The organism is Sphingobium sp. TomTYG65 (assembly GCF_055395525.1).
The window spans coordinates 1,157,810-1,176,420 of sequence record NZ_AP027330.1 but is presented as its reverse complement, the minus strand read 5'-3'; the positions used below and the strand labels follow the sequence as shown (position 1 = coordinate 1,176,420).

Genomic DNA, 18,611 nt, shown 5'->3' with positions numbered 1-18,611 from the left:
GGGCTCAGTTCAAGCGTCAGCCGACCCCAGCTTGTTCGCATAGACCATTCGCCCCGGTCCTAGCAGCCCCAGCAACTGCGGCAGCATGTGGCGCGCGACTGCGAAGCAGCCTTCGCTTCGGCCGATCTTGCCCCAGGTGGCGATATGATCCTCGCTCACATAATCTGCGCCGTGGATCACGATGGCGCGCATCTCTGCATTGTTATTCTGCGGATCGAGCCCCGCCAGACGCATCGCCCGGCCATGCTGCCCTTCGTAAATCTCGCCCGTCTTGTAGGCGCCTGCCGAACTGGCAAGCGAATTGGGTTCGTTCGAAAATGTCTGAAGCCAGCCCGAATGCGCCGGATCGGAGCCCCGGCCATGGGCGACCAGATAGGAACTGGAATGGCCGCCGACCAGATCGACAATATGGAAACGCAACTCGCGTGAGGGGGCGTTAAAGTCAGCCAAGGCCACCCGGTCGCGTAGCGCGAACAAATGAGAATGTTCGTCCAGCGCCGCCTTTGCGCGGTCGAGCAGCTTGGCATAAGGCTGCTTCGCCAGCGGCGTTACCGGATGCGGCGTGGGCGGCGGTGGTAAGGGCGCTGCGGGCTGCGGCGCGCTCGTCAGAGCGGCCCGACCGGCGCTATCGGCCAAAAATGAAAAAGCGAGCCCGCTCAAAGCGAGCTTCGTGAAACTGCGGCGATCCATGACGGCCAATATAGCAAAGAGGTCTTAACAGTCCAAGACCAGGGCGGAGAGGGGCGGCCGCCATTCGTCCGAAGGCGGCCAGCCTTTGGCTCAATTGGTCGAATTGCTTCCTTCGGACGGCTGATTGTCCAGCCGCGCCGTCATGCCGGTCGCCTCGGCATCATCCTGGATCTGCTGCTGTTCCGAAATGCTCGGCGGCGGCGCGGGTTCCGGCGCGGCAGCGGCATTATTGGCGGGCGGTAGCGGCGCCTCGGGCTCTTCAATGATCACATTTTCAACCGGGGGCTCGACCAGATTGTTGGTCGCGGGCGCTTCCTCTTCCTTCTTCCCGCATGCGGAAAGGGCGAGCGCGCCGACGAGAACGGCGAGGGCAATCTTGCGCATTGGGTCTTAATCCTTCGATGCGATGGTGGCCGCAGGAGCAGCCATGGGGTCCAGACGGCGGCTCGATGCCTCGATCTTCTGAGCGAGCAGCTTGTCCCAGCCATAGGGGTCGGACCGGAAGTTCATGGTGCCGTTGCTGCTGGCAAAGGCGGTCCAATAAAGCAGATAGACCGCCACTTCCTTGGGCAATTGCACGCGCTGCGTCTTGCCGGTGTCGATCAGCGACTGCACCTGGCCTGACAGCTTGGGATCGTCCTGCAGCATGAGTTCAGCCAGCGGCACCGGCTTTTCCAAACGGATGCAGCCATGGCTGGCGAGCCGGTCATAGCTCGAAAATTTCGCGCGGGCAGGGGTGTCGTGCAGATAGACGGCGAACGGATTGTTGAAGTCGAACTTCAACCGCCCCAGCGCGCTGCTCGGTCCAGCGGGCTGAACGATGCGCTCTCCGGTTTCGGGCGTGCCGACGATCTTATACCCCTGCCGCAACAAGGCGGCCCGACCTTTGGGCCATAGTTCCTTCTTCGCAATGGAGGCCGGCACGTTCCAGGGCGGATTGACGACGATCGAATGGATGCTGGACGTCAGCATCGGTGTCGCATTGTCTGGCGCTCCGGTAACGGCCCGCATGGACGTGACCGGCTGATCGCCCTCGAACACGGTAAGGACCGCGGCGGCGATGTTCACCTGCACGCGGTTGACTGGCAACTGACGTGGCATCCAGCGCCAGCGTTCCATATTCGCCATGATCGCGGCAATGCGATCTTCGACCGGAACATTAAGTTCCTTGATCGTGCGCGCGTCGAGCAGGCCGGTGGGGTTGAGCCCATAGCGGCGCTGCGCCCGCTGAAGCGCGTCGGTCAGGTTTTCGCCGGGCTGAACGCTTTTATCCTCGATGGCGAGGCGCTTGCGCACCGCGTCGGGAGCGGACTTTGTCGTCAGCACGGGCCAGCCGCCCGCATCGCGAATCCGTTCATAACTGGCGAGGCCGCGGCGCAGGCCGTCATAGCCAGAATAGGGCGGCGTCAGGCCAGCGGCCCATTGCGGCAAACGATCCTCGGCGATCGCGCGGGCGAGGCCAGGGCGTGGGTCGAAAGGAGCGGGCCGCAGCGCCCAGATATTGAGGAAGTCGGCCGTGTCGACGCGTCCGGTGCTAAGCGCCTTGGCGCGGTCCAGCACAGCCGAGATGAGCGCATCGCCGCTAAGTGCGCTCGTCGCCTTGCTGCGGGCCATAAGTCCCTGTTCGGCGCCGCCCTTCAGCCAACTATTGAGCCAGGCCTGTTGCGCGGCCGATGGGGCCGGGATCGGCACCGGCGGTGGCGTCACCACGGCAGGCGGCGCGACGACCGGCGGGGCGGGCGCAGGCAGCGTCGGCGCAACGGCCGGCGGCTGCGCCAAAGCAGGCGCGGCCGCCAGGCCGAGCAGGGGGGAGAGGTAGAAACGGATCAGATTGGGACGGTTCATGCTGGACCAGATAGCGCAAAGCCCCCATCGTTCAAACTTCCGATCACGGAAAAAGATGATGCTCCATGTTGTTCACCATCCTGCCTATGTCGCTCCCGCAACAGCGGGAAGCGGTTTTCGCTTCGATAAATATGGGCTTGTTATGGAGGCACTTAGCTTAAGCGGGGCTGCCTTTACCGTACATGAACCCGAAACGATTCCGCGGCATTGGATCGAGGCGGTGCACGATCCGGCCTATGTGGAAGAGGTCGCCACGCTCAATGTGCCACCGGAAAAAGCGCGGCGGATCGGCTTTCCTGTGACTGATCGGGTGCGGCGGCGGTCGATGCTGTCGCCAGGAGGGACCTGGGCGGCGGCAAAGCTGGCGATGATGCACGGCTATGCGGCCAATGCGGCGGGCGGAAGCCATCACGCCCTGTATGACAGCGGCGCAGGCTATTGCGTGTTCAATGACTTGGCCATCGCCGCGAATCGGCTGATCGCGGAGGGCGACGCGCGCCGCATCCTGATCCTCGACCTCGATGTCCATCAAGGCGACGGCACAGCGCAACTGATGGCTGGGCGGCAGGACGTCTTCACCCTGTCGATCCATGCGGAAAAGAATTTTCCTGTTCGCAAGGCTCGGTCTTCGCTGGATATTGCGATGGCTGACGGTGCTGGCGACGAGGATTATCTGGCGGCCCTGATGGACGTACTGCCCCATACGCTCGACGCCTTCGCGCCAGACCTTGTTCTGTATCAGGCGGGAGTCGATCCCCATGCGGAGGATAAGCTCGGCCGCCTGTCGCTGACCGATGCCGGACTGGCGGCACGCGATCGGGCGGTGATGCGAGAGGCCCGCGAGCGCGGTATTCCGCTCGCGAGCACCATGGGTGGGGGGTATGGCGAAGACAAGATGGCGGTGGCGCAACGCCACGCCGCCTGCATGATCCGGCTGGCGGGCGAGTCAGCGCGCCGTGATTAGTGCAGCGTTCCAGCCTCTGTCGTGGTGACCACTCGGTTCTCCATCAGTTTCGCCGCTACCAGCCCTCCAGCAGCCAGGGCGATGAAATCGCTGAAAGCGAGGTAGAGGATATGTCCCCAGGGCACATGGTTGAACACTGCCTGGGCCAAATCCAGCCACAAAACGGCCGCGAGGGCGAAGAGTACCGCGATCCGCGCGCGGTTGCCGAAATCGGCGGCGGTAAAGCGCAGGGCAAAGGCGATCGCCAGCCCCACTACCAGCGCCAGGATCAGCCCGCCGATCAGCGCTGCGCTGTCGGTAACAGGAAAGCCGCTCACATTATAGAAGACCGTGGCTACCGGGCCCTTGCCATAGAGGATCGTGCCCTGCGCGCTGGCGGGATCGGGAATGATATAGACGCCAGTGCCGGTCGGTGTCAGCGCCTGCGCCAGCGCAGCCTGCAGATTGGCGCTCGGCGCTTCGCCCGCGCGGTGGAAGGCGAGGGCGCTGAGCGGCGTTCCCCAGAAGAGGAAGCGGATCACATATAGGGCGAAGCCGCCTAGAAGCCCGCCGACGACCGTCCGTACCATATGCTCTCCTGTCCCTGTTCACGCGAAGCGAAGGGGAAACGCGGAGGCAGCGGAATCTTTCCGGCGGCGGAACTAATCCGCCTGACGCGCGGCTTTCTCGGCGATGCCGGACACGCCTTCGCGCCGGTCGAGTTCATCCAGCACGGCGTCAAGGGGGATGTCCATGTCGCCCAGCAGGACGAGCAGGTGAAATAGCAGGTCCGCACTCTCGCCGATTGCGCCATCCTTGTCGGACGTCATGGCGGCGATGACGGTTTCCACCGCTTCTTCGCCAACCTTTTGTGCGATCTTGCCCCGGCCGCGTGCGGTGAGCTTCGCCACATAGGATGTGGAGGGGTCGGCGCTCCGCCGTTGGCGGATGGTCTTTTCCAGGTCAAAGAGGGTCGATCGCATGGCGTCCATCAAGCGGCCGGTGCTGGCCGCGTCAATCAAAAGTTACGGACGGGCACCCCGGCAGCCGCCAGTGCCCGATGCGCTTCAGCCACCGTATGCTGCCCGAAATGGAAGATGGAGGCAGCCAGCACGGCGCTCGCATGACCCTCGATCACGCCCTCGACCAGATGCTCCAGCGTCCCCACGCCGCCGCTGGCGATCACCGGAACCGACACCGCATCGGCAATGGTGCGGGTAAGGGCGAGGTCATAGCCCTGCTTCGTCCCATCTCCATCCATGGAGGTGACAAGCAACTCGCCCGCGCCCAGCTTCGCGAGCCGTACAGCATGTTCGACCGCATCGATGCCGGTGGGCTTGCGGCCCCCATGGGTGAAGATTTCCCAGCGATTTTCGCCTACCCGGCGCGCGTCCACGGAGCCGACGACGCACTGGCTGCCGAAGCGGTCGGCGATGTCGGCGACCACTTCGGGACGCGCCACCGCGGCGCTGTTGACGGCAACCTTGTCCGCCCCGGCAAGCAGCAGCGCGCGGGCGTCTTCCGGGCTGCGTACGCCGCCGCCCACGGTCACCGGCATGAAGCAGACCTCTGCGGTGCGGCGCACCACATCCAATATGGTGCCGCGTTGCTCATGGCTGGCTGTGATGTCGAGGAAGCAAAGCTCGTCCGCGCCCGCGGCATCATAGACGCGCGCCTGTTCGACCGGATCGCCCGCGTCGCGAAGATCGACGAAGTTGACGCCCTTCACCACTCGGCCATTGGCGACGTCGAGGCAGGGGATGACGCGGGTGCAGACGGTCATAGGTCGCCACTTTTTCCCGTTCGCCCTGAGCTTGCCGAAGGGCTATTCTTCCTTGAAGAAAAGAGCAGGGCTTCGACAGGCTCAGCGCGAACGGAGCGTGAGAAAAAGGAATTCACGCCGCCGCCTTCGCCACCGCGAGCGCTGACTTCAAATCCAGGCGCCCATCATAGAGCGCGCGGCCAGTAATGACGCCCTCAATCCCTTCCTCCGCATGGAGGCTGAGGACGCGAATGTCCGCGATTCCGGCCACGCCGCCGCTGGCGATAACTGGAATGTTGGTCGAGCGCGCGAGGTCGACGGTCGCTTCGATATTGCAGCCTTTCAGCAGCCCGTCGCGGCCCACATCAGTGAAGAGCAAGCTGGCGACGCCTGCGTCTTCGAACCGACGAGCGAGGTCGGCGACCGGCATATCGGACTTTTCGGCCCAGCCGTCTGTCGCAACGAAGCCGTCCCGTGCATCAACAGCCACGACGATACCGCCCGGGAAGTCGCGAGCAGCGGCCTTCACAAACTCAGGGTCTTTGAGTGCGGCGGTGCCGATCACGATCCGCGACACGCCCAGGTCGAACCAGCGCTCGACCGCTTCCCGATTGCGAATGCCGCCGCCCAGCTGGACATGACCCGGAAAGGCTTCGACGATCTTCTCGACCGCCTCTGCATTGACCGCGCGCCCCGCGAAGCTGCCGTCGAGATCGACGACATGCAGATGCTCGGCACCTGCCTCGGCGAAAATCAGCGCTTGGGCGGCAGGATCATCGCCATAGACGGTGGCGCGGTTCATGTCGCCCTCAGCCAGGCGGACGACTTGGCCGCCCTTAAGATCAATGGCGGGGAAAACGATCAACGACATAAATTCATCCGTGCGGTTCGAGCAGCCTCAGGGACGCCACTCCAGAAAGCGGGACAGGAAGGAAAGGCCATAGGTCTGGCTCTTTTCCGGGTGGAACTGGCATCCGATGATCGTGTCGCGGGCGACGGCGGCGACCAGCGGGCCGCCATGATCGGTAACCGCCGCGACATGGACGGGATCGCTGGCTTCGAAATGATAGCTGTGCAGGAAATAGGCCTCGCCTGGTTCCAGCAGCGGCGGCGCGCCGTTCAGCACCACCTTGTTCCAGCCCATGTGCGGCACCTTGATCGTCGGGTCCGCCGGTTCGATCAGCCGCACCGTGCCGGGTATCCAGCCAAGGCCCTCATGCCGCCCAAACTCTTCGCCTGCATCGGCGAGAAGCTGCATGCCGACGCATACGCCAAGAAAGGGGGTGCCGCGCTGGCCCACCGCCTCATTCATCGCATCGATCATGCCGGGGATGGCGGACAGCGCATCCATGCAGGCCCGAAAAGCGCCCACACCGGGCAGCACGATGCGATCCGCGTTCGCCACCACTTCGGGGTCGGCAGTGATGACGGCATCGCTCGCGCCCGCCTTGCGCAGGGCATTATGGACCGAATGAAGGTTGCCTGCGCCGTAGTCGATGAGGGCGAGCGCAGTCACAGCATCCCCTTGGTGGATGGGATCGCGTCCGCCTTGCGCGGATCGATCTCCACCGCCTGGCGCAGCGCACGGGCAAGCCCCTTGAAGCAGCTTTCCACGATATGGTGATTGTTGCTGCCATATAGATTTTCGACGTGGAGCGTGATGCCGGCAGCCTGTGCGAAGCTGTGGAACCAATGCTCGATCATCTCGGTATCCCACTCGCCGAGGCGCTGGACCGTGAAATTCGCGTTGAACACCAGCCAGGGACGCCCGGAAATGTCGAGCGACACGCGGCTCAGCGTCTCGTCCATCGGCGAATAGACGCTGCCGTAGCGGGTGATCCCGCGCTTGTCGCCTAGCGCCTTGGCCACTGCCTCGCCGATCGCGATCGCCGTGTCCTCGGTCGTGTGATGCTGATCGACATGCAGATCGCCGACCGTCTTCACTTCCATGTCGATCAGCGAGTGACGCGACAGCTGCTCGATCATGTGATCGAGGAAGCCGATGCCGGTAGAAACGGTATAGACGCCCGTGCCGTCCAGGTTGACGGTCACGTCGATCTGCGTTTCCGCAGTGTTGCGGTGAATTTCGGCCGTGCGCATGGCTGCGCCCTATACCGAAGTGGGGGCGGCATGCAATGTGGCGTTGCGTGTTGGGGCGCACTTGACCCGCCGCGCTGCGCCGTTAGGACATTGGGGCATGAGCGATGACTTGCCCGACAGCCTGATTCCCTATGACGAAATCGTGCAGGAGGCCCTGCGCGCCGTCGTTGGCCGCGTACTGGGCGAAGTCGAGCGTTCCGGCGGTCTGCCGGGCGCGCATCATTTCTACATCACCTTCAAGACCCAGGCTCCGGGAGTCGCTATTCCCAAGCAGCTGGTGGAGCGCTTCCCCGACGAAATGACCATCGTCCTCCAGAATAAATTCTGGGACCTGAAGGTCAGCGGCGACGGGTTTGAGGTCAGCCTGACCTTCAACCAGGTGGCGGCGCATCTCGTCATTCCCTTCGCCGCGATCACGGCCTTCGTCGACCCGGCGGTGAATTTCGCGCTCCAATTCCAGGTGCAGTCCGACGGATCGCCCGAGCCGCATGAAGAAGCGGAAAACGACGCGCCGCAGGTGAAGAGCGAAGACGGCTCCAACGTCGTCACCGTGGATTTCGGCAAGAAGAAATAAGAGCTGGCGAACAGCCGCACCGCCTCCCAAATTAGCTCCCGACCTCACCCGTTGGGAGCCTTCGCATGGATAGCCGCACCGAAACCGACAGCATCGGCGCCATAGAGGTGCCCGCCAGCGCCTATTGGGGCGCGCAGACCCAGCGCAGCATCGAAAATTTCCCTTTCGGCGCGACCGAGCGCATGCCGATCGGCATCGTTCATGCACTCGCCATCGTCAAACAGGCGGCAGCACGGGTCAATCGCACGGAAGGGCTCGCACCCGAACTTGCAGACGCGATCGAGGCGGCAGCAGCGCAGGTGATCGCCGGAGTTCATGACGATCAATTCCCCCTTGTCATATGGCAGACGGGAAGCGGCACCCAGTCGAACATGAACGTCAATGAAGTGATCGCGGGCATCGCCAACGAAGCGCTGACCGGCAAACGCGGCGGCAAGTCGCCGGTGCATCCCAATGATCATGTGAATATGGGACAATCGTCCAACGACAGCTTCCCAACCGCCCTCCACATCGCCGCCGCGCGAGCCGCCATGGATCAGCTTTTCCCCGCGCTCGACCGTCTTCATCAGGCGCTGGATGCGAAGGCGCAGGCGTGGAACGATGTAGTCAAGATTGGCCGCACTCATCTGCAGGACGCCACGCCGCTGACATTGGGCCAGGAATTTTCGGGTTACGCGCACCAGCTCTACCGTTGCCGCAAGAGGATCGAGCCAGCGGTCATGCACGGCATGATGGCGCTGGCGCAGGGCGGCACCGCGGTCGGCACCGGGCTCAATGCTCCGGAAGGCTTTGGGATAGCGATGGCACGGGAAATTGCAGCAATCACTGGATTGCCCTTTCGTACCGCGGACAACAAGTTTGAGGCGCTGGCGTCCAACGATCCGCTCGTGCACCTCTCTTCCACCCTTTCCACCCTTGCGGTAGCGCTGACGAAGATCGCGAATGATATCCGCCTGCTGGGCAGCGGCCCGCGCTCCGGCCTCGGCGAACTGGATCTGCCCGCGAATGAACCGGGCAGTTCTATCATGCCCGGCAAGGTCAACCCGACCCAGTGCGAAATGCTGACGATGGTTGCGGCGCAGGTCATTGGCAATCACCAGGCGGTGACGGTCGGCGGCCTTCAGGGGCATTTGGAACTCAATGTTTTCAAGCCGCTGATCGGCGCTGCGGTGCTGAGGTCCATCCATCTGCTGAGCGTCGGCATGCAAAGCTTTGCCGAACGCTGTGTGGACGGGCTGGAAGCCAATGAGAAGCGGATTGCCGAACTGGTCGATCGTTCCCTCATGCTCGTCACCGCCCTCGCGCCGGAAATTGGCTATGACAATGCGGCAAAGATCGCGAAATACGCCCATGCGGAAGGGCTGACGCTCAAGCAGGCTGGCCTGGCGCTCGGCCTCATCGATGAGGAAAGCTTCGATCGGTTGGTACGGCCGGAAAATATGGTGTGAACTGGTGGAACCGCCGATCTTGCGATACATTAAGGGCAATATGAAGAAGATCGCCCCAAATCAGCCCCTCGTCGTCGTCCGTCCGCCCCGCAAGGCGGGCCTGCTGCGAAAGACGGCGCGTTTGGGTGCGGCGGTCGTCGCTGCGCGCGTGGCGGCGGCCACGGGCAAGAAGGGCGTTGTCGGTCTGGTGGCGGGGCTAGGCGCAAAGCGCCTGATCATGCGCTATCCGCTGGGCGCGTTGTTCGTGACTGGCGCCTATCTCGCAGGCAAGGCTTATGAAACCAAACGGGATCTGGACAGCAAGCGGGCTGCCAAGGCGCTGCCCGATCTCAGCGGACAGCCTGTGCCGATATCCGAAGCGCGAAAGGCGCGTGCTTCCAAGCCCTAAAGTGCCGACTGCCAGACTTTCACTGCCTGTATCGGCCAAGCCAGCATCAGCACGTTAAGCGTCAGATTGTCGCGGATCATTGCGAGTGCAATCAGTTCCAGCGCAATCCCTGCGCAGACCGTGACCCACACCGGCGCGCGAGCGGCGAACAGGAAGCCCAGCGTCATCATGCCGACGTCGCTCATCGAATTCAAAATGCTGTCGCCACTATAGCCCAGCGCGATCGTCGCCGCGCGATAGCGGTCGATGATGACCGGCGAGTTTTCCAATATCTCCCACACGCATTCGACCAGGACGGCCAGCGCCAGGGGCGGACCGATCGGTTGTCGCCGCATCACTGCCCACGCACCGGCGTAGAAGAGGAAGCCATGGATCACATGGCTCAGACTGTACCAGTCCGCGATATGCTGGCTGTTGCCGCTGTCGAGCGCGCCGTGCCACAGTTCGACATAGCCGCAGGTGCAGATGGGCGGCCGCGCCATCAGGAACAGCATCGCGCAGGTCGCCAGCGCGATGACCCCCGCCGTGAGAAAACCCCGCCGGTTGCGGATAGCCTTGCGTCTCAATAGATCATCCCCCTGCGCGGCCTCTTGCCAAATGCTTTCCACGGCGTCACTAGCGGCCATGGCCGACAGCATCCCCATCGAGACGCCCGATTTCAAGCGGCGTGGCGTGCTCTTCGTTCTTTCCTCGCCTTCTGGCGCGGGCAAATCCACCATCGCGCGCAAGCTTCTGGCGGCAGAGCCGGACCTTGCCATGTCTGTGTCGGCAACGACGCGGCCGATGCGGCCGGGTGAGGTTGAGGGCAAGGATTATCATTTCGTCGATCTGGAAGAGTTCCGCCGGATGACGGCGGATCACGAGTTCCTGGAATGGGCGCATGTCTTTGGCCAGCGCTACGGCACCCCTCGCGCGCCGGTCGAAGCAATGCTGAAGAGCGGCCGGGACGTGCTGTTCGATATCGATTGGCAAGGCGCGCAGCAGCTGCACCAAATCGCCGGCGGCGACGTCGTCCGCGTGTTCATCCTGCCGCCCTCGATGGAGGAATTGGAACGCCGCCTGCGTGGCCGCGCCACCGACAGCGAGGAAGTGATCGAAGGCCGCATGTCGCGCGCGGCCAACGAAATCGCTCACTGGGACGGCTATGATTATGTGCTGTGCAATGTCGATGCGGAGGATTGCTTCCGGCGCGTCCAGACCATCCTGCATGCCGAACGCATGAAGCGCAGCCGCCAGACCGGCCTCATCGGCTTCATCCGCCGGTTAAGCCGCTATCATCAGGAAGATTGAGGGAGAGCCAGGGCCTTCCGTTCGTTTCGAGCGAAGTCGAGAAACGCAGAGCGCCTTTTTTTGGGGGGCTTAGGCCTCAAATCCCGCAGGCTCGGCCCATTCCGGGTGTACCCAGGCCATTGCCTTGAACAGCGTGCCCATCGCATCGTCGGCCGTCAGCCGCACTCGCGCAGCCTCCACTTCCGCCGCTCGCGCAGGGGCCGTACGCGCCAACTGATCGGCCCGCGCATCAATGCCCAGCTGGCGCAGGAATTGACCTTGGCCAACCGGCCCGAGCACTCTCAGTCCCGCCTGTCGGGCCATGTTGCCGATCATCGTGAAATCGACATGGGTCGTTAAGTCGCTTTCGCCGGGGTCCAGAAACGGATCGGCGAATTGATGCCCTCTTACGGCCTGCAAGGTGTCGCCGACCGCCGGGCCCTCATAACCATAGTCGATGATGATCGCGGCGCCGCCTTGCCGGGCGATGCACTGGGCGAGGTCGAGCGCGATGGCGGTCCCGGCAAGGGGCATCTCCAATATCGCCCCTTCAGGCGCGCCGGCCGCAATGGCGGGAATGCCCGCTTCCACGCGGCGATAACCGGGCATCGCCTCGAAACGGTCAGGCTGCGCTTCGTCGGACCGCACGACGACCCGTTCCCGCCATTCATCGCCGCTACGGACGATCTGGCGGACGGGTAGTGCGTCGAAAAATTCGTTGGCGACGACCAGCAGCGGCCCATTTTCCGGCAGGTCGCCGACCGCATCATGGTGAAAGACCATCGGCATGACGGCGCGCTGACGCTCGCGCAGGCTGGGACTGGTTTCGACGAAATGGGGCTTAGGGGTGAAGCCGATACTCCCCATGGCGCGCAGAGCGTCGGAGGCGAGTGTCCCGCGGCCTGGCCCAAGCTCAGCATAGAGCGCATGGGGGCGGCTGCCCGATCGCATCCACACATCGGCGAGGCACAGGCCGATCAATTCGCCGAACATCTGACTGATCTCAGGCGCAGTAGTGAAATCGCCCGCCGCGCCCAGCGGGTCGCGGGTCCCATAATAATGCTGGTTCGCCTCGGCCATATAATGGGCGACCGAAATCGGTCCGCCCGCATCGATCTGGCGCGCGAGGCGCTGAGCCAGCGTCAGCGGTTCAGCTGACACTCGCACTGCCTGCGATCGGTTCGACGCGGACGCGGCGGCCCTTCGCCGTCACGATCAGGTAGAGGCCGCCCAGGATCATCGGCACGCACAGCCATTGGCCCATATGAAGGCCCGTGCGCGCGGCGAATTCCATGAGCTGCGCGTCGGCTTCGCGATAATATTCGATGCCGAAACGGAACAGCCCGTAGAAAAACAGGAACAGCCCGACCAGCAGGCCCGGCTTGTACCGCGCCCGCGTCTTCCAGAAGGCGAAGGCGAGGATGAGAAACAGGACGATGCCTTCGAAAAAGGCTTCGTAAAGCTGGCTCGGGTGACGGGGGAAGGGGCCGCCGGTCGGGAAGATCACCGCCCAGGGAACGTCCGTTTCCTTGCCCCACAATTCACCGTTCACGAAATTGGCGAGCCGGCCGAAGAACAGGCCGAAGGGGACGCAGCAGGCGACATAATCATGGATGCGCAGCCAGGACAGATTCTCTTTCCGCGCCATGTAAAGCACGCCCAGCGACACGCCGATCACCCCGCCATGGAAGGACATGCCGCCATTCCACAGCTTGAAGATATCGAGCGGGTTGCGCAGGATTTCCGGTTGGTAGAAAAAGACATAGGCGAGCCGCCCGCCGATGATGATGCCCAGCGTTGCGTAGAAGATCATGTCGTCGGCATGACGGCGGGCCATGGGCGAACCGGGCTGCGCGACCAGCTTCAGCAAATACCAGTAGCCGACCAATATGCCCGCCAGATAGGCGAGGCTGTACCATTTGAGCGTGAAGAAGCCGAGGTCCAGTGCAACCGGGCTGAGCCCCAGTTGATCGAAGCGGATAGCGCCCGAAGCGGCGGCGGCAAGGTCAAGGATCAAGTTGTCGTTCCCCTTGGGAAATATGGCCTTCGCCATAGAGCAGGTTGGGGCGGCGAGGGAAGGGGGCTGTCAATTTCCCAACAGATTTGGCGCGGGGGTGAAGGGGTAAAGCAGAAATAGCGTTCATGTCCCAAATCGGACCAGCACTTAGGCGGTCGTTAACCTGTTGGAAACCTCTGTCATGGCACTCATGGCGGTATGTCTATCGACCCCTTCGTGGAACAATCGCCGGTATCTGGCGAAAAGCGCGCAACCGAGCGCTGGCCTATCCGCCTGGAAGTGCCGGGAGCGTTGGGCGAAGAGCCCGCCGAAGTCATGGTCCACGATATTTCGACGGCGGGCATGCTGGTCGAAACCGCGTCGAAACTGAAGCTTGGTCAGGTCGTGCTGGTCACTCTTCCCGAAGCGGGCACAGTCGCCGCTCGCGTTGTTTGGCTGGATGAACCGTTATTCGGTTGCCGTTTCGATGAAGCGCTGCCCCAGGCGGCTGTCAGTGCGACCCGGCTGCGTAGCAGCATGCGCCGCAATAGCGGGCCGGTTGATCATGTCGTCCAAGGCGGTGGTCCGGAAATGCTGCCCGAACGCCTACGTCGCTTGCGCCGTGAACGTGGCCTTAGCCGTACCGCGCTGTCGGAACGGACCGGGTTCAGCAAGCCTTCGCTCTGGGCGTGGGAAACGGGCAAGACGATGCCTCGGCGCAAGAGCCTGCTCATCCTGGCGGAGGTGTTCGGCCTGACAGAACAGCAGCTGGTGCTGGGCGAAGCAGCATCCGCGCCACGCGAATCCGTCCCGGCTGACGCTCCGCTTGCTGGCCAGCAGCTTCATGAGGTCATCGACGCTGCAAAGCGCCAGATCGCCCAGTATGCAGGCGTTGATAAATCGCAGGTGCATATCCGCATCGACTATTGAGGCGGCTGTTCGGGGCAACCAATTGCTGCCGTCCTCATCCTGAAACGTCATGCTGAACTTATTTAGCTGCAATGGCCTCCGGCCCAGCATCCATGTCTCCGGATCATGCTTGGGCCTCTTGGGTGCTATGGCTCCTCAACCAAGTTCAGGATGGCGGGTCATAGCGGCAAGCGTTGCGAACTAAGCGTCTGTCGAATATTCCCGCGGCCGCCGGGTCTTCCGTCCATCGCGACAACAAAAAAGCCGCCCGGTGAGGGGCGGCTTTCTTTTTGCAGTCAGGTCCGAAAACTCAGGCTTCTTCAGCCGGAGCTTCTTCGGTTTCCGCGGCGATTTCGCCCGGTTCCGCGTTCGGATCATAGTCTTCGGTGAAGCCGGCCTCGTCCTTTTCGAACAGGTCAGCCATCACGTCCACGCCCTGCGCCTGCAGATCGGCCTCTTCGGGCGAGCGGGCGACGTTCACCGTGATGACGGTGACGACTTCGGGGTGTAGCGCGACCTTGACGTCGAACACGCCCAAGGTCTTGATCGGGCGTTCCAGCACGACCATCGCCTTGGTGACGTTGGTGATGCCTTCGGCGTGCAGCGCTTCCACCACGTCACGGACGGCGACCGAACCATAGAGGTGGCCGGCGTTAGACGACTGGCGGATCAGGACGATCTGCTTGCCATTGACGCCCTCGGCAGCCTTTTCGGCGTCCGAACGGCGGGCGGCGTTGTCGGCTTCGATCTTCGCGCGGTTGGCTTCGAAGACCTTCTTGTTGGCGGCGTTCGAACGCAGAGCCTTCTTGTTGGGCAGCAGGAAGTTACGAGCGTAACCGTCCTTCACGGTGACGACGTCGCCGATCGCGCCCAGCTTTTCGATGCGCTCAAGGAGAATGATTTCCATGGGTCTTTCTCCCTTACTTCACGATGTAGGGCAGCAGGCCCAGGTGACGGGCGCGCTTGATGGCCTGGGCCAGCTCACGCTGCTTCTTGGCGGACACAGCCGTGATGCGGCTGGGGACGATCTTGCCGCGCTCGGACACGAAGCCCTGCAGCAGACGGACGTCCTTGTAATCGATCTTCGGCGCATCCTTGGCGGCGAAGGGGCAGCTCTTGCGGCGGCGGAAAAACGGGCGTGCCATTGTTCAGATCTCCTTATTCGCCAGCCGGGGCTTCTTCGCGCTCACGGCGCGGGCCGCGATCGCCACGGTCACCACGATCGCCGCGCGGACCGCGCTCAGCGCGTTCCTGCTTGCGCATCATGACCGAGGGGCCACCTTCCAGCTCATCGACCTTGACGGTCATGTAGCGGATGATGTCTTCGTTGATCTGGGTCTGGCGCTCCAGTTCCGCGACGACGCCGGCGGGGGCGTCGATGTTCAGCATCACATAGTGCGCCTTGCGGTTCTTGGCGATCTTGTAGGCGAGGCTGCGCAGGCCCCAGGTCTCGACCTTGGTGACCTTGCCAGCATTATCCTCGACGATCTTGGTGGCGGTTTCCGCCAGCGCGTCCACCTGCGCCTGTGCCAGGTCCTGGCGCGCAAGGAACACATGCTCGTAAAGAGCCATGGGTATTGCCTCATCTGTTGGCCGATCGCTGACGCCCACCCCATGTGGAACGCCCCTCCGGCTGTCGTCTCAAGCATTCATTCACCCGCCGCGAGTCACCCCACGGCTGTGCGAAGCGGCGCCTATGGCTGAAACATGCACGAAAGGCAAGCGGATGCTGCCTGCCCGGCGCGTCTTTATCGGCGATGCATCTCCGCCGTTCCGATGAAATGCGCGCGGGTCGATGCGCCCGCGCGGTCAAGCAGAACGGCGACCTTGTCTTTCAGGCTGGCGGAGGGCTGGGCAGGGTCGTCATAGGCCATGCCCCAATCGCCAAATTCGCGCGCAACGATCGCAGCTTCCCGCAGTTTCACGACGCCCCGATGGCGTTCGTCCTCCCGGATGCGTTCGTAGACGCTCTCCACCGCCGCCTGCGGACCTTCAAGTACCTGGATGAAGCGCCGGCTATTGAACAGCAGCAGGCCGGTTACGTCCGCCAAACGGTTCCGGACTGCCGCCGCGCGAGCGATGGCCGCGCACTGGTCGGCTGTGACGCTCCCTTGAGCGCTGCTGATATACATGATCTGGTATAAGGACATTATGTTTCCCGATGACGCCGCTCCAACGCCGCCATATCGCCCGGAAACGCTTTAGATTTCGTGTTTAACCTTGATCATGCGAAAGCGCCCCGGAGGGAGAGAGATCCCCGGGGCGCAGCTCCACCAATGGGAGGAGCGGATTAACGGATGGCGCTGCCGATCACCGCGCCGATGATACCGCTGGTGATCGCGACCAGGACCGCGTCATTGCCTGAGCGGACCCAATGATAGCCGCGCGGCGGGGCGTTCAGGCGATAGTCGCGATAATTGTTGATCACGCGATAATCGCGGGCGTAGCGGCGGTCGAAGCGCTGACCCTTGGCCCAGCGGCGATAATCATTCTTCCGCACCACCGTCTTTTGCTTCACCACCGTGCGGCCATGCGGGCCATGCTTTACCACGCGGGTTACTTCACGGTGCGGCGCGGCCTGCGCCTGTGCTGCGACCATGGGGCTGGCGACCATCGTGGTTGCGGCCAGGCTCATCAGCAGTTTCTTGATCATCTCACTTGCTCCTTTGCTTTAATCTGTTGCGCCGTTGCTGCGGCGTTGAAGACAGATTTAGGCAAGACTTGTCGCAAGCTTGTGCCAGGATGGCGGCTTAACTGTCTGAAATTGTATCAGCGCTCATTCGTGTCGCAGCGCGTCGATGGGATTGAGCGCCGCCGCCCGCCGCGCCGGGAAATAGCCGAACACGACACCGATCGCGGCCGAAAAGAGGAAAGCGATCAGGTTCACCTTGACGTCGAAGATGAAGGGCACCTGCATCAGCGGCGCGATGGCGACCGAGGCGATGAGGGCGAGGAACAGCCCGATCAGGCCGCCGAGGCAGGACAGCACGATCGCCTCCACCAGAAATTGCATCAGCACTTCCCGCGCGACCGCGCCGATGGCCAGACGAATGCCGATCTCTCGCGTCCGCTCCGTCACCGAAACCAGCATGATGTTCATGATGCCGATCCCGCCGACCAGCAGGGAAATGGCAGCCACGGCCGCGACGATCTGAGTGAGGATAGTGGTGGTGCCCGTCAGCGTGTCGCTGATCTGCTTGGTGTCGAAGACGTTGAAATTATCCTCCGCGCCCGGCTTTATCTTGCGCCGCTCGCGCACCAGTTCCTCCAGGCTCGCCTGCACTGTGGAGGTGTCATAGGCGTCGTCCACCGCGATCATGATCTGGCTGATGTCCCGGTCGCCGGTGAAGCGCCGCTGCACGAACTTTATCGGCATGACGACCACGTCATCCTGGTCGCCAAAGCCGCCTTGCCCGCGCGTGGCGAGCGCGCCGATCACCTGGCACGACACACCCTTGATGCGCAGCCGCTTGCCGACCGGGTCGCTGCCCTGGAACAGGTTGGTTCGCACCGTATTGCCGATGATGCAGACGGGTTTGCCCGCCTCTTCTTCCTCCGGCATGAACAGGCGGCCCGTGTCAGCCTTCCAGCTCTGCACCTCGAAATAAGCCGCAGTGGTGCCATAGACGGTGGTGGACCAGTTCGACCCTTCATAAATCGCCGTTCCGCTCGACTGCACCAGCGGCGCAACCGCGCGCACGCCGGTCAGCTGATTTTCGATCGCGGTGAGGTCAGCGGGTTTGAAGTCTGGCGGTCGCGGCCCTCCGCCGCCACGGCCGAAGCCTTGCCCCGGGCGAAGCTGCAGCACATTCGCGCCCAGCGAACTGATCTGCTGGCGCACGGCAGCGGTCGCCCCATTGCCCAGCGTCACCATGGTAACGACCGCCGCCACGCCAATGATGATGCCCAGCGTGGTCAGGAAGCTGCGCAGCTTGTGCCGGTTGATCGCGCGGAAGGCGAGGATGACGGTGGTGCCTAGCAATTCAGTCTCCTCACCCCTTCCTCGACCCGCTCCACATGCCCGTCCTTGAAATGCACGATCGTCCGCGCATAGGCTGCCATGTCGGGCTCATGCGTCACCATCAGCACGGTGATGCCGCTGTTCCTGTTGAGGTCCGTCAGCAACTCCATGATCTCCACGGATCGCTCCGAATCCAGATTGCCGGTCGGTTCGTCGGCCAGCAGCACGGCAGGATGGGTGACGATGGCGCGGGCGATCGCCACGCGCTGCTGCTGCCCGCCGGACAGCTCAGCCGGCGTATGGTCCCACCAATCCTTCAGGCCTACCTTGTCCAGCGCCGCCATGCCCGCGTCATAACGCGTCTTCTTGTCCTCTCCCCTATAAAGCAGGGGAAGCTCCACATTCTCCAGCGCGGTGGTGCGCGAAAGCAGATTGAAGCCCTGGAACACGAAGCCAAGGTAGCGCCGCCGCAGCAAGGCGCGCTGATCGCGGTCCAGCGTTTCCACATGACGCCCTTTGAACAGGAATTCGCCCCCGCTCGGCACGTCGAGGCAGCCAAGGATGTTCATCGTCGTCGATTTGCCGGAGCCTGACGGCCCCATGACGGCGACAAAATCGCCCTCCGCAATGTCGAGGTCGATGCCCTTCAGCGCCTGGAAAGCCGTCGGCCCTGACCCATAGATTTTGGTCACGCCTCGCAAGGAGATGATCGGATCGCCCATGGGA

The 18,611-nt window shown here is 63.0% G+C and carries 25 protein-coding genes; 6 read left to right on the top strand and 19 right to left on the bottom strand.

The window, feature by feature from the left end; all coding sequences use genetic code 11:
* Positions 1 to 9: 9 nt before the first annotated feature.
* The 3 genes from ACZ5Y5_RS05830 to ACZ5Y5_RS05820 form a co-directional block, all read right to left on the bottom strand.
* On the bottom strand, positions 10 to 690 hold the full coding sequence (locus tag ACZ5Y5_RS05830; protein WP_464810231.1) for a murein L,D-transpeptidase catalytic domain-containing protein: 681 nt from the start codon (positions 688 to 690) through the stop codon (positions 10 to 12).
* A gap of 90 nt (positions 691 to 780) precedes the next feature.
* Positions 781 to 1,074 carry a hypothetical protein gene (locus tag ACZ5Y5_RS05825; RefSeq protein ID WP_464810230.1) on the bottom strand — a complete coding sequence of 98 codons (294 nt, stop codon included), beginning with the start codon at positions 1,072 to 1,074 and terminating at the stop codon, positions 781 to 783.
* Between the two features lie 6 nt (positions 1,075 to 1,080).
* A complete protein-coding gene (locus tag ACZ5Y5_RS05820; RefSeq protein WP_464810229.1) occupies positions 1,081 to 2,535 on the bottom strand; it encodes a L,D-transpeptidase family protein in 1,455 nt (484 codons plus the stop codon).
* A gap of 58 nt (positions 2,536 to 2,593) precedes the next feature.
* Here ACZ5Y5_RS05820 and ACZ5Y5_RS05815 point away from each other — a divergent pair, with 58 nt between their 5' ends.
* Complete coding sequence (locus ACZ5Y5_RS05815) at positions 2,594 to 3,499, top strand: histone deacetylase family protein (RefSeq protein ID WP_464810228.1); 906 nt, start codon at positions 2,594 to 2,596, stop codon at positions 3,497 to 3,499.
* Here the strand turns inward: ACZ5Y5_RS05815 and ACZ5Y5_RS05810 are convergent.
* The 6 genes from ACZ5Y5_RS05810 to hisB form a co-directional block, all read right to left on the bottom strand.
* Positions 3,496 to 4,068 (bottom strand): hypothetical protein, encoded by a 573-nt coding sequence (locus tag ACZ5Y5_RS05810; RefSeq protein WP_464810227.1) that lies wholly within the window; start codon positions 4,066 to 4,068, stop codon positions 3,496 to 3,498. The genes ACZ5Y5_RS05815 and ACZ5Y5_RS05810 overlap by 4 nt on opposite strands.
* 72 nt (positions 4,069 to 4,140) lie before the next feature.
* The gene (locus ACZ5Y5_RS05805) at positions 4,141 to 4,461 is read right to left on the bottom strand and encodes a phosphoribosyl-ATP diphosphatase (RefSeq protein ID WP_464810226.1); all 321 of its coding nucleotides are present in this window, start codon (positions 4,459 to 4,461) and stop codon (positions 4,141 to 4,143) included.
* A 35-nt stretch (positions 4,462 to 4,496) separates the two neighbouring features.
* A complete protein-coding gene (gene hisF, locus ACZ5Y5_RS05800) occupies positions 4,497 to 5,261 on the bottom strand; it encodes an imidazole glycerol phosphate synthase subunit HisF (RefSeq protein ID WP_464810225.1) in 765 nt (254 codons plus the stop codon).
* 112 nt (positions 5,262 to 5,373) lie between these two features.
* Positions 5,374 to 6,111, bottom strand: coding sequence for a 1-(5-phosphoribosyl)-5-[(5-phosphoribosylamino)methylideneamino]imidazole-4-carboxamide isomerase (hisA, locus tag ACZ5Y5_RS05795; RefSeq protein ID WP_464810224.1), 738 nt, complete (start codon positions 6,109 to 6,111; stop codon positions 5,374 to 5,376).
* Between the two features lie 27 nt (positions 6,112 to 6,138).
* Positions 6,139 to 6,756 (bottom strand): imidazole glycerol phosphate synthase subunit HisH, encoded by a 618-nt coding sequence (gene hisH, locus ACZ5Y5_RS05790; protein ID WP_464810223.1) that lies wholly within the window; start codon positions 6,754 to 6,756, stop codon positions 6,139 to 6,141.
* A complete protein-coding gene (gene hisB / locus ACZ5Y5_RS05785) occupies positions 6,753 to 7,340 on the bottom strand; it encodes an imidazoleglycerol-phosphate dehydratase HisB (RefSeq protein WP_464810222.1) in 588 nt (195 codons plus the stop codon). The genes hisH and hisB overlap by 4 nt, the downstream gene beginning before the upstream one ends.
* A 97-nt stretch (positions 7,341 to 7,437) precedes the next feature.
* Here hisB and ACZ5Y5_RS05780 point away from each other — a divergent pair, with 97 nt between their 5' ends.
* The 3 genes from ACZ5Y5_RS05780 to ACZ5Y5_RS05770 all read left to right on the top strand — a co-directional run bounded on the left by ACZ5Y5_RS05780 (position 7,438) and on the right by ACZ5Y5_RS05770 (position 9,750).
* Positions 7,438 to 7,914, top strand: a complete 477-nt coding sequence (locus tag ACZ5Y5_RS05780) for an SspB family protein (RefSeq protein ID WP_464810221.1) — start codon at positions 7,438 to 7,440, stop codon at positions 7,912 to 7,914.
* 65 nt (positions 7,915 to 7,979) lie between these two features.
* On the top strand, positions 7,980 to 9,362 hold the full coding sequence (gene fumC, locus ACZ5Y5_RS05775; protein ID WP_464810220.1) for a class II fumarate hydratase: 1,383 nt from the start codon (positions 7,980 to 7,982) through the stop codon (positions 9,360 to 9,362).
* A 40-nt stretch (positions 9,363 to 9,402) separates the two neighbouring features.
* Positions 9,403 to 9,750 carry a hypothetical protein gene (locus ACZ5Y5_RS05770; protein ID WP_464810219.1) on the top strand — a complete coding sequence of 116 codons (348 nt, stop codon included), beginning with the start codon at positions 9,403 to 9,405 and terminating at the stop codon, positions 9,748 to 9,750.
* On the opposite strand, the gene ACZ5Y5_RS05765 is transcribed toward ACZ5Y5_RS05770, so the two are convergent.
* On the bottom strand, positions 9,747 to 10,376 hold the full coding sequence (locus tag ACZ5Y5_RS05765) for a DUF2585 domain-containing protein (RefSeq protein WP_464810218.1): 630 nt from the start codon (positions 10,374 to 10,376) through the stop codon (positions 9,747 to 9,749). The two genes, ACZ5Y5_RS05770 and ACZ5Y5_RS05765, sit on opposite strands and share 4 nt — an antisense overlap.
* Between ACZ5Y5_RS05765 and gmk the strand changes: the two genes are divergently transcribed.
* Positions 10,375 to 11,040: a guanylate kinase gene (gene gmk / locus ACZ5Y5_RS05760; RefSeq protein WP_464810217.1), complete on the top strand. Its 666-nt coding sequence runs from the start codon at positions 10,375 to 10,377 to the stop codon at positions 11,038 to 11,040. The two genes, ACZ5Y5_RS05765 and gmk, sit on opposite strands and share 2 nt — an antisense overlap.
* Before the next feature lie 69 nt (positions 11,041 to 11,109).
* Here gmk and ACZ5Y5_RS05755 read toward each other — a convergent pair whose 3' ends face one another.
* On the bottom strand, positions 11,110 to 12,180 hold the full coding sequence (locus ACZ5Y5_RS05755; RefSeq protein WP_464810216.1) for a class I SAM-dependent methyltransferase: 1,071 nt from the start codon (positions 12,178 to 12,180) through the stop codon (positions 11,110 to 11,112).
* Positions 12,170 to 13,072 carry a prolipoprotein diacylglyceryl transferase gene (lgt, locus tag ACZ5Y5_RS05750; RefSeq protein ID WP_464810215.1) on the bottom strand — a complete coding sequence of 301 codons (903 nt, stop codon included), beginning with the start codon at positions 13,070 to 13,072 and terminating at the stop codon, positions 12,170 to 12,172. The genes ACZ5Y5_RS05755 and lgt overlap by 11 nt, the downstream gene beginning before the upstream one ends.
* Before the next feature lie 162 nt (positions 13,073 to 13,234).
* On the opposite strand from lgt, the gene ACZ5Y5_RS05745 reads away from it, so the two are divergent.
* Positions 13,235 to 13,945: a helix-turn-helix domain-containing protein gene (locus ACZ5Y5_RS05745; RefSeq protein ID WP_464810214.1), complete on the top strand. Its 711-nt coding sequence runs from the start codon at positions 13,235 to 13,237 to the stop codon at positions 13,943 to 13,945.
* 289 nt (positions 13,946 to 14,234) lie between these two features.
* Here the strand turns inward: ACZ5Y5_RS05745 and rplI are convergent, their stop codons facing one another.
* The 7 genes from rplI to ACZ5Y5_RS05710 all read right to left on the bottom strand — a co-directional run bounded on the left by rplI (position 14,235) and on the right by ACZ5Y5_RS05710 (position 18,607).
* Positions 14,235 to 14,831: a 50S ribosomal protein L9 gene (gene rplI / locus ACZ5Y5_RS05740; protein ID WP_464810213.1), complete on the bottom strand. Its 597-nt coding sequence runs from the start codon at positions 14,829 to 14,831 to the stop codon at positions 14,235 to 14,237.
* Positions 14,832 to 14,844: 13 nt separating this feature from the next.
* Complete coding sequence (gene rpsR / locus ACZ5Y5_RS05735) at positions 14,845 to 15,069, bottom strand: 30S ribosomal protein S18 (protein ID WP_004212076.1); 225 nt, start codon at positions 15,067 to 15,069, stop codon at positions 14,845 to 14,847.
* 13 nt (positions 15,070 to 15,082) lie between these two features.
* Positions 15,083 to 15,496 (bottom strand): 30S ribosomal protein S6, encoded by a 414-nt coding sequence (gene rpsF / locus ACZ5Y5_RS05730; RefSeq protein WP_464810212.1) that lies wholly within the window; start codon positions 15,494 to 15,496, stop codon positions 15,083 to 15,085.
* A 176-nt stretch (positions 15,497 to 15,672) separates the two neighbouring features.
* On the bottom strand, positions 15,673 to 16,074 hold the full coding sequence (locus tag ACZ5Y5_RS05725; RefSeq protein WP_464810211.1) for a BLUF domain-containing protein: 402 nt from the start codon (positions 16,072 to 16,074) through the stop codon (positions 15,673 to 15,675).
* A 140-nt stretch (positions 16,075 to 16,214) separates the two neighbouring features.
* Entirely contained in the window at positions 16,215 to 16,577 is a 363-nt protein-coding gene (locus ACZ5Y5_RS05720) for an RcnB family protein (protein WP_464810210.1), read from the bottom strand.
* Between the two features lie 123 nt (positions 16,578 to 16,700).
* Positions 16,701 to 17,906, bottom strand: a complete 1,206-nt coding sequence (locus ACZ5Y5_RS05715; protein ID WP_464810209.1) for an ABC transporter permease — start codon at positions 17,904 to 17,906, stop codon at positions 16,701 to 16,703.
* A complete protein-coding gene (locus ACZ5Y5_RS05710; protein WP_464810479.1) occupies positions 17,900 to 18,607 on the bottom strand; it encodes an ABC transporter ATP-binding protein in 708 nt (235 codons plus the stop codon). The genes ACZ5Y5_RS05715 and ACZ5Y5_RS05710 overlap by 7 nt, the downstream gene beginning before the upstream one ends.
* Between the last annotated feature and the right edge of the window lie 4 nt (positions 18,608 to 18,611).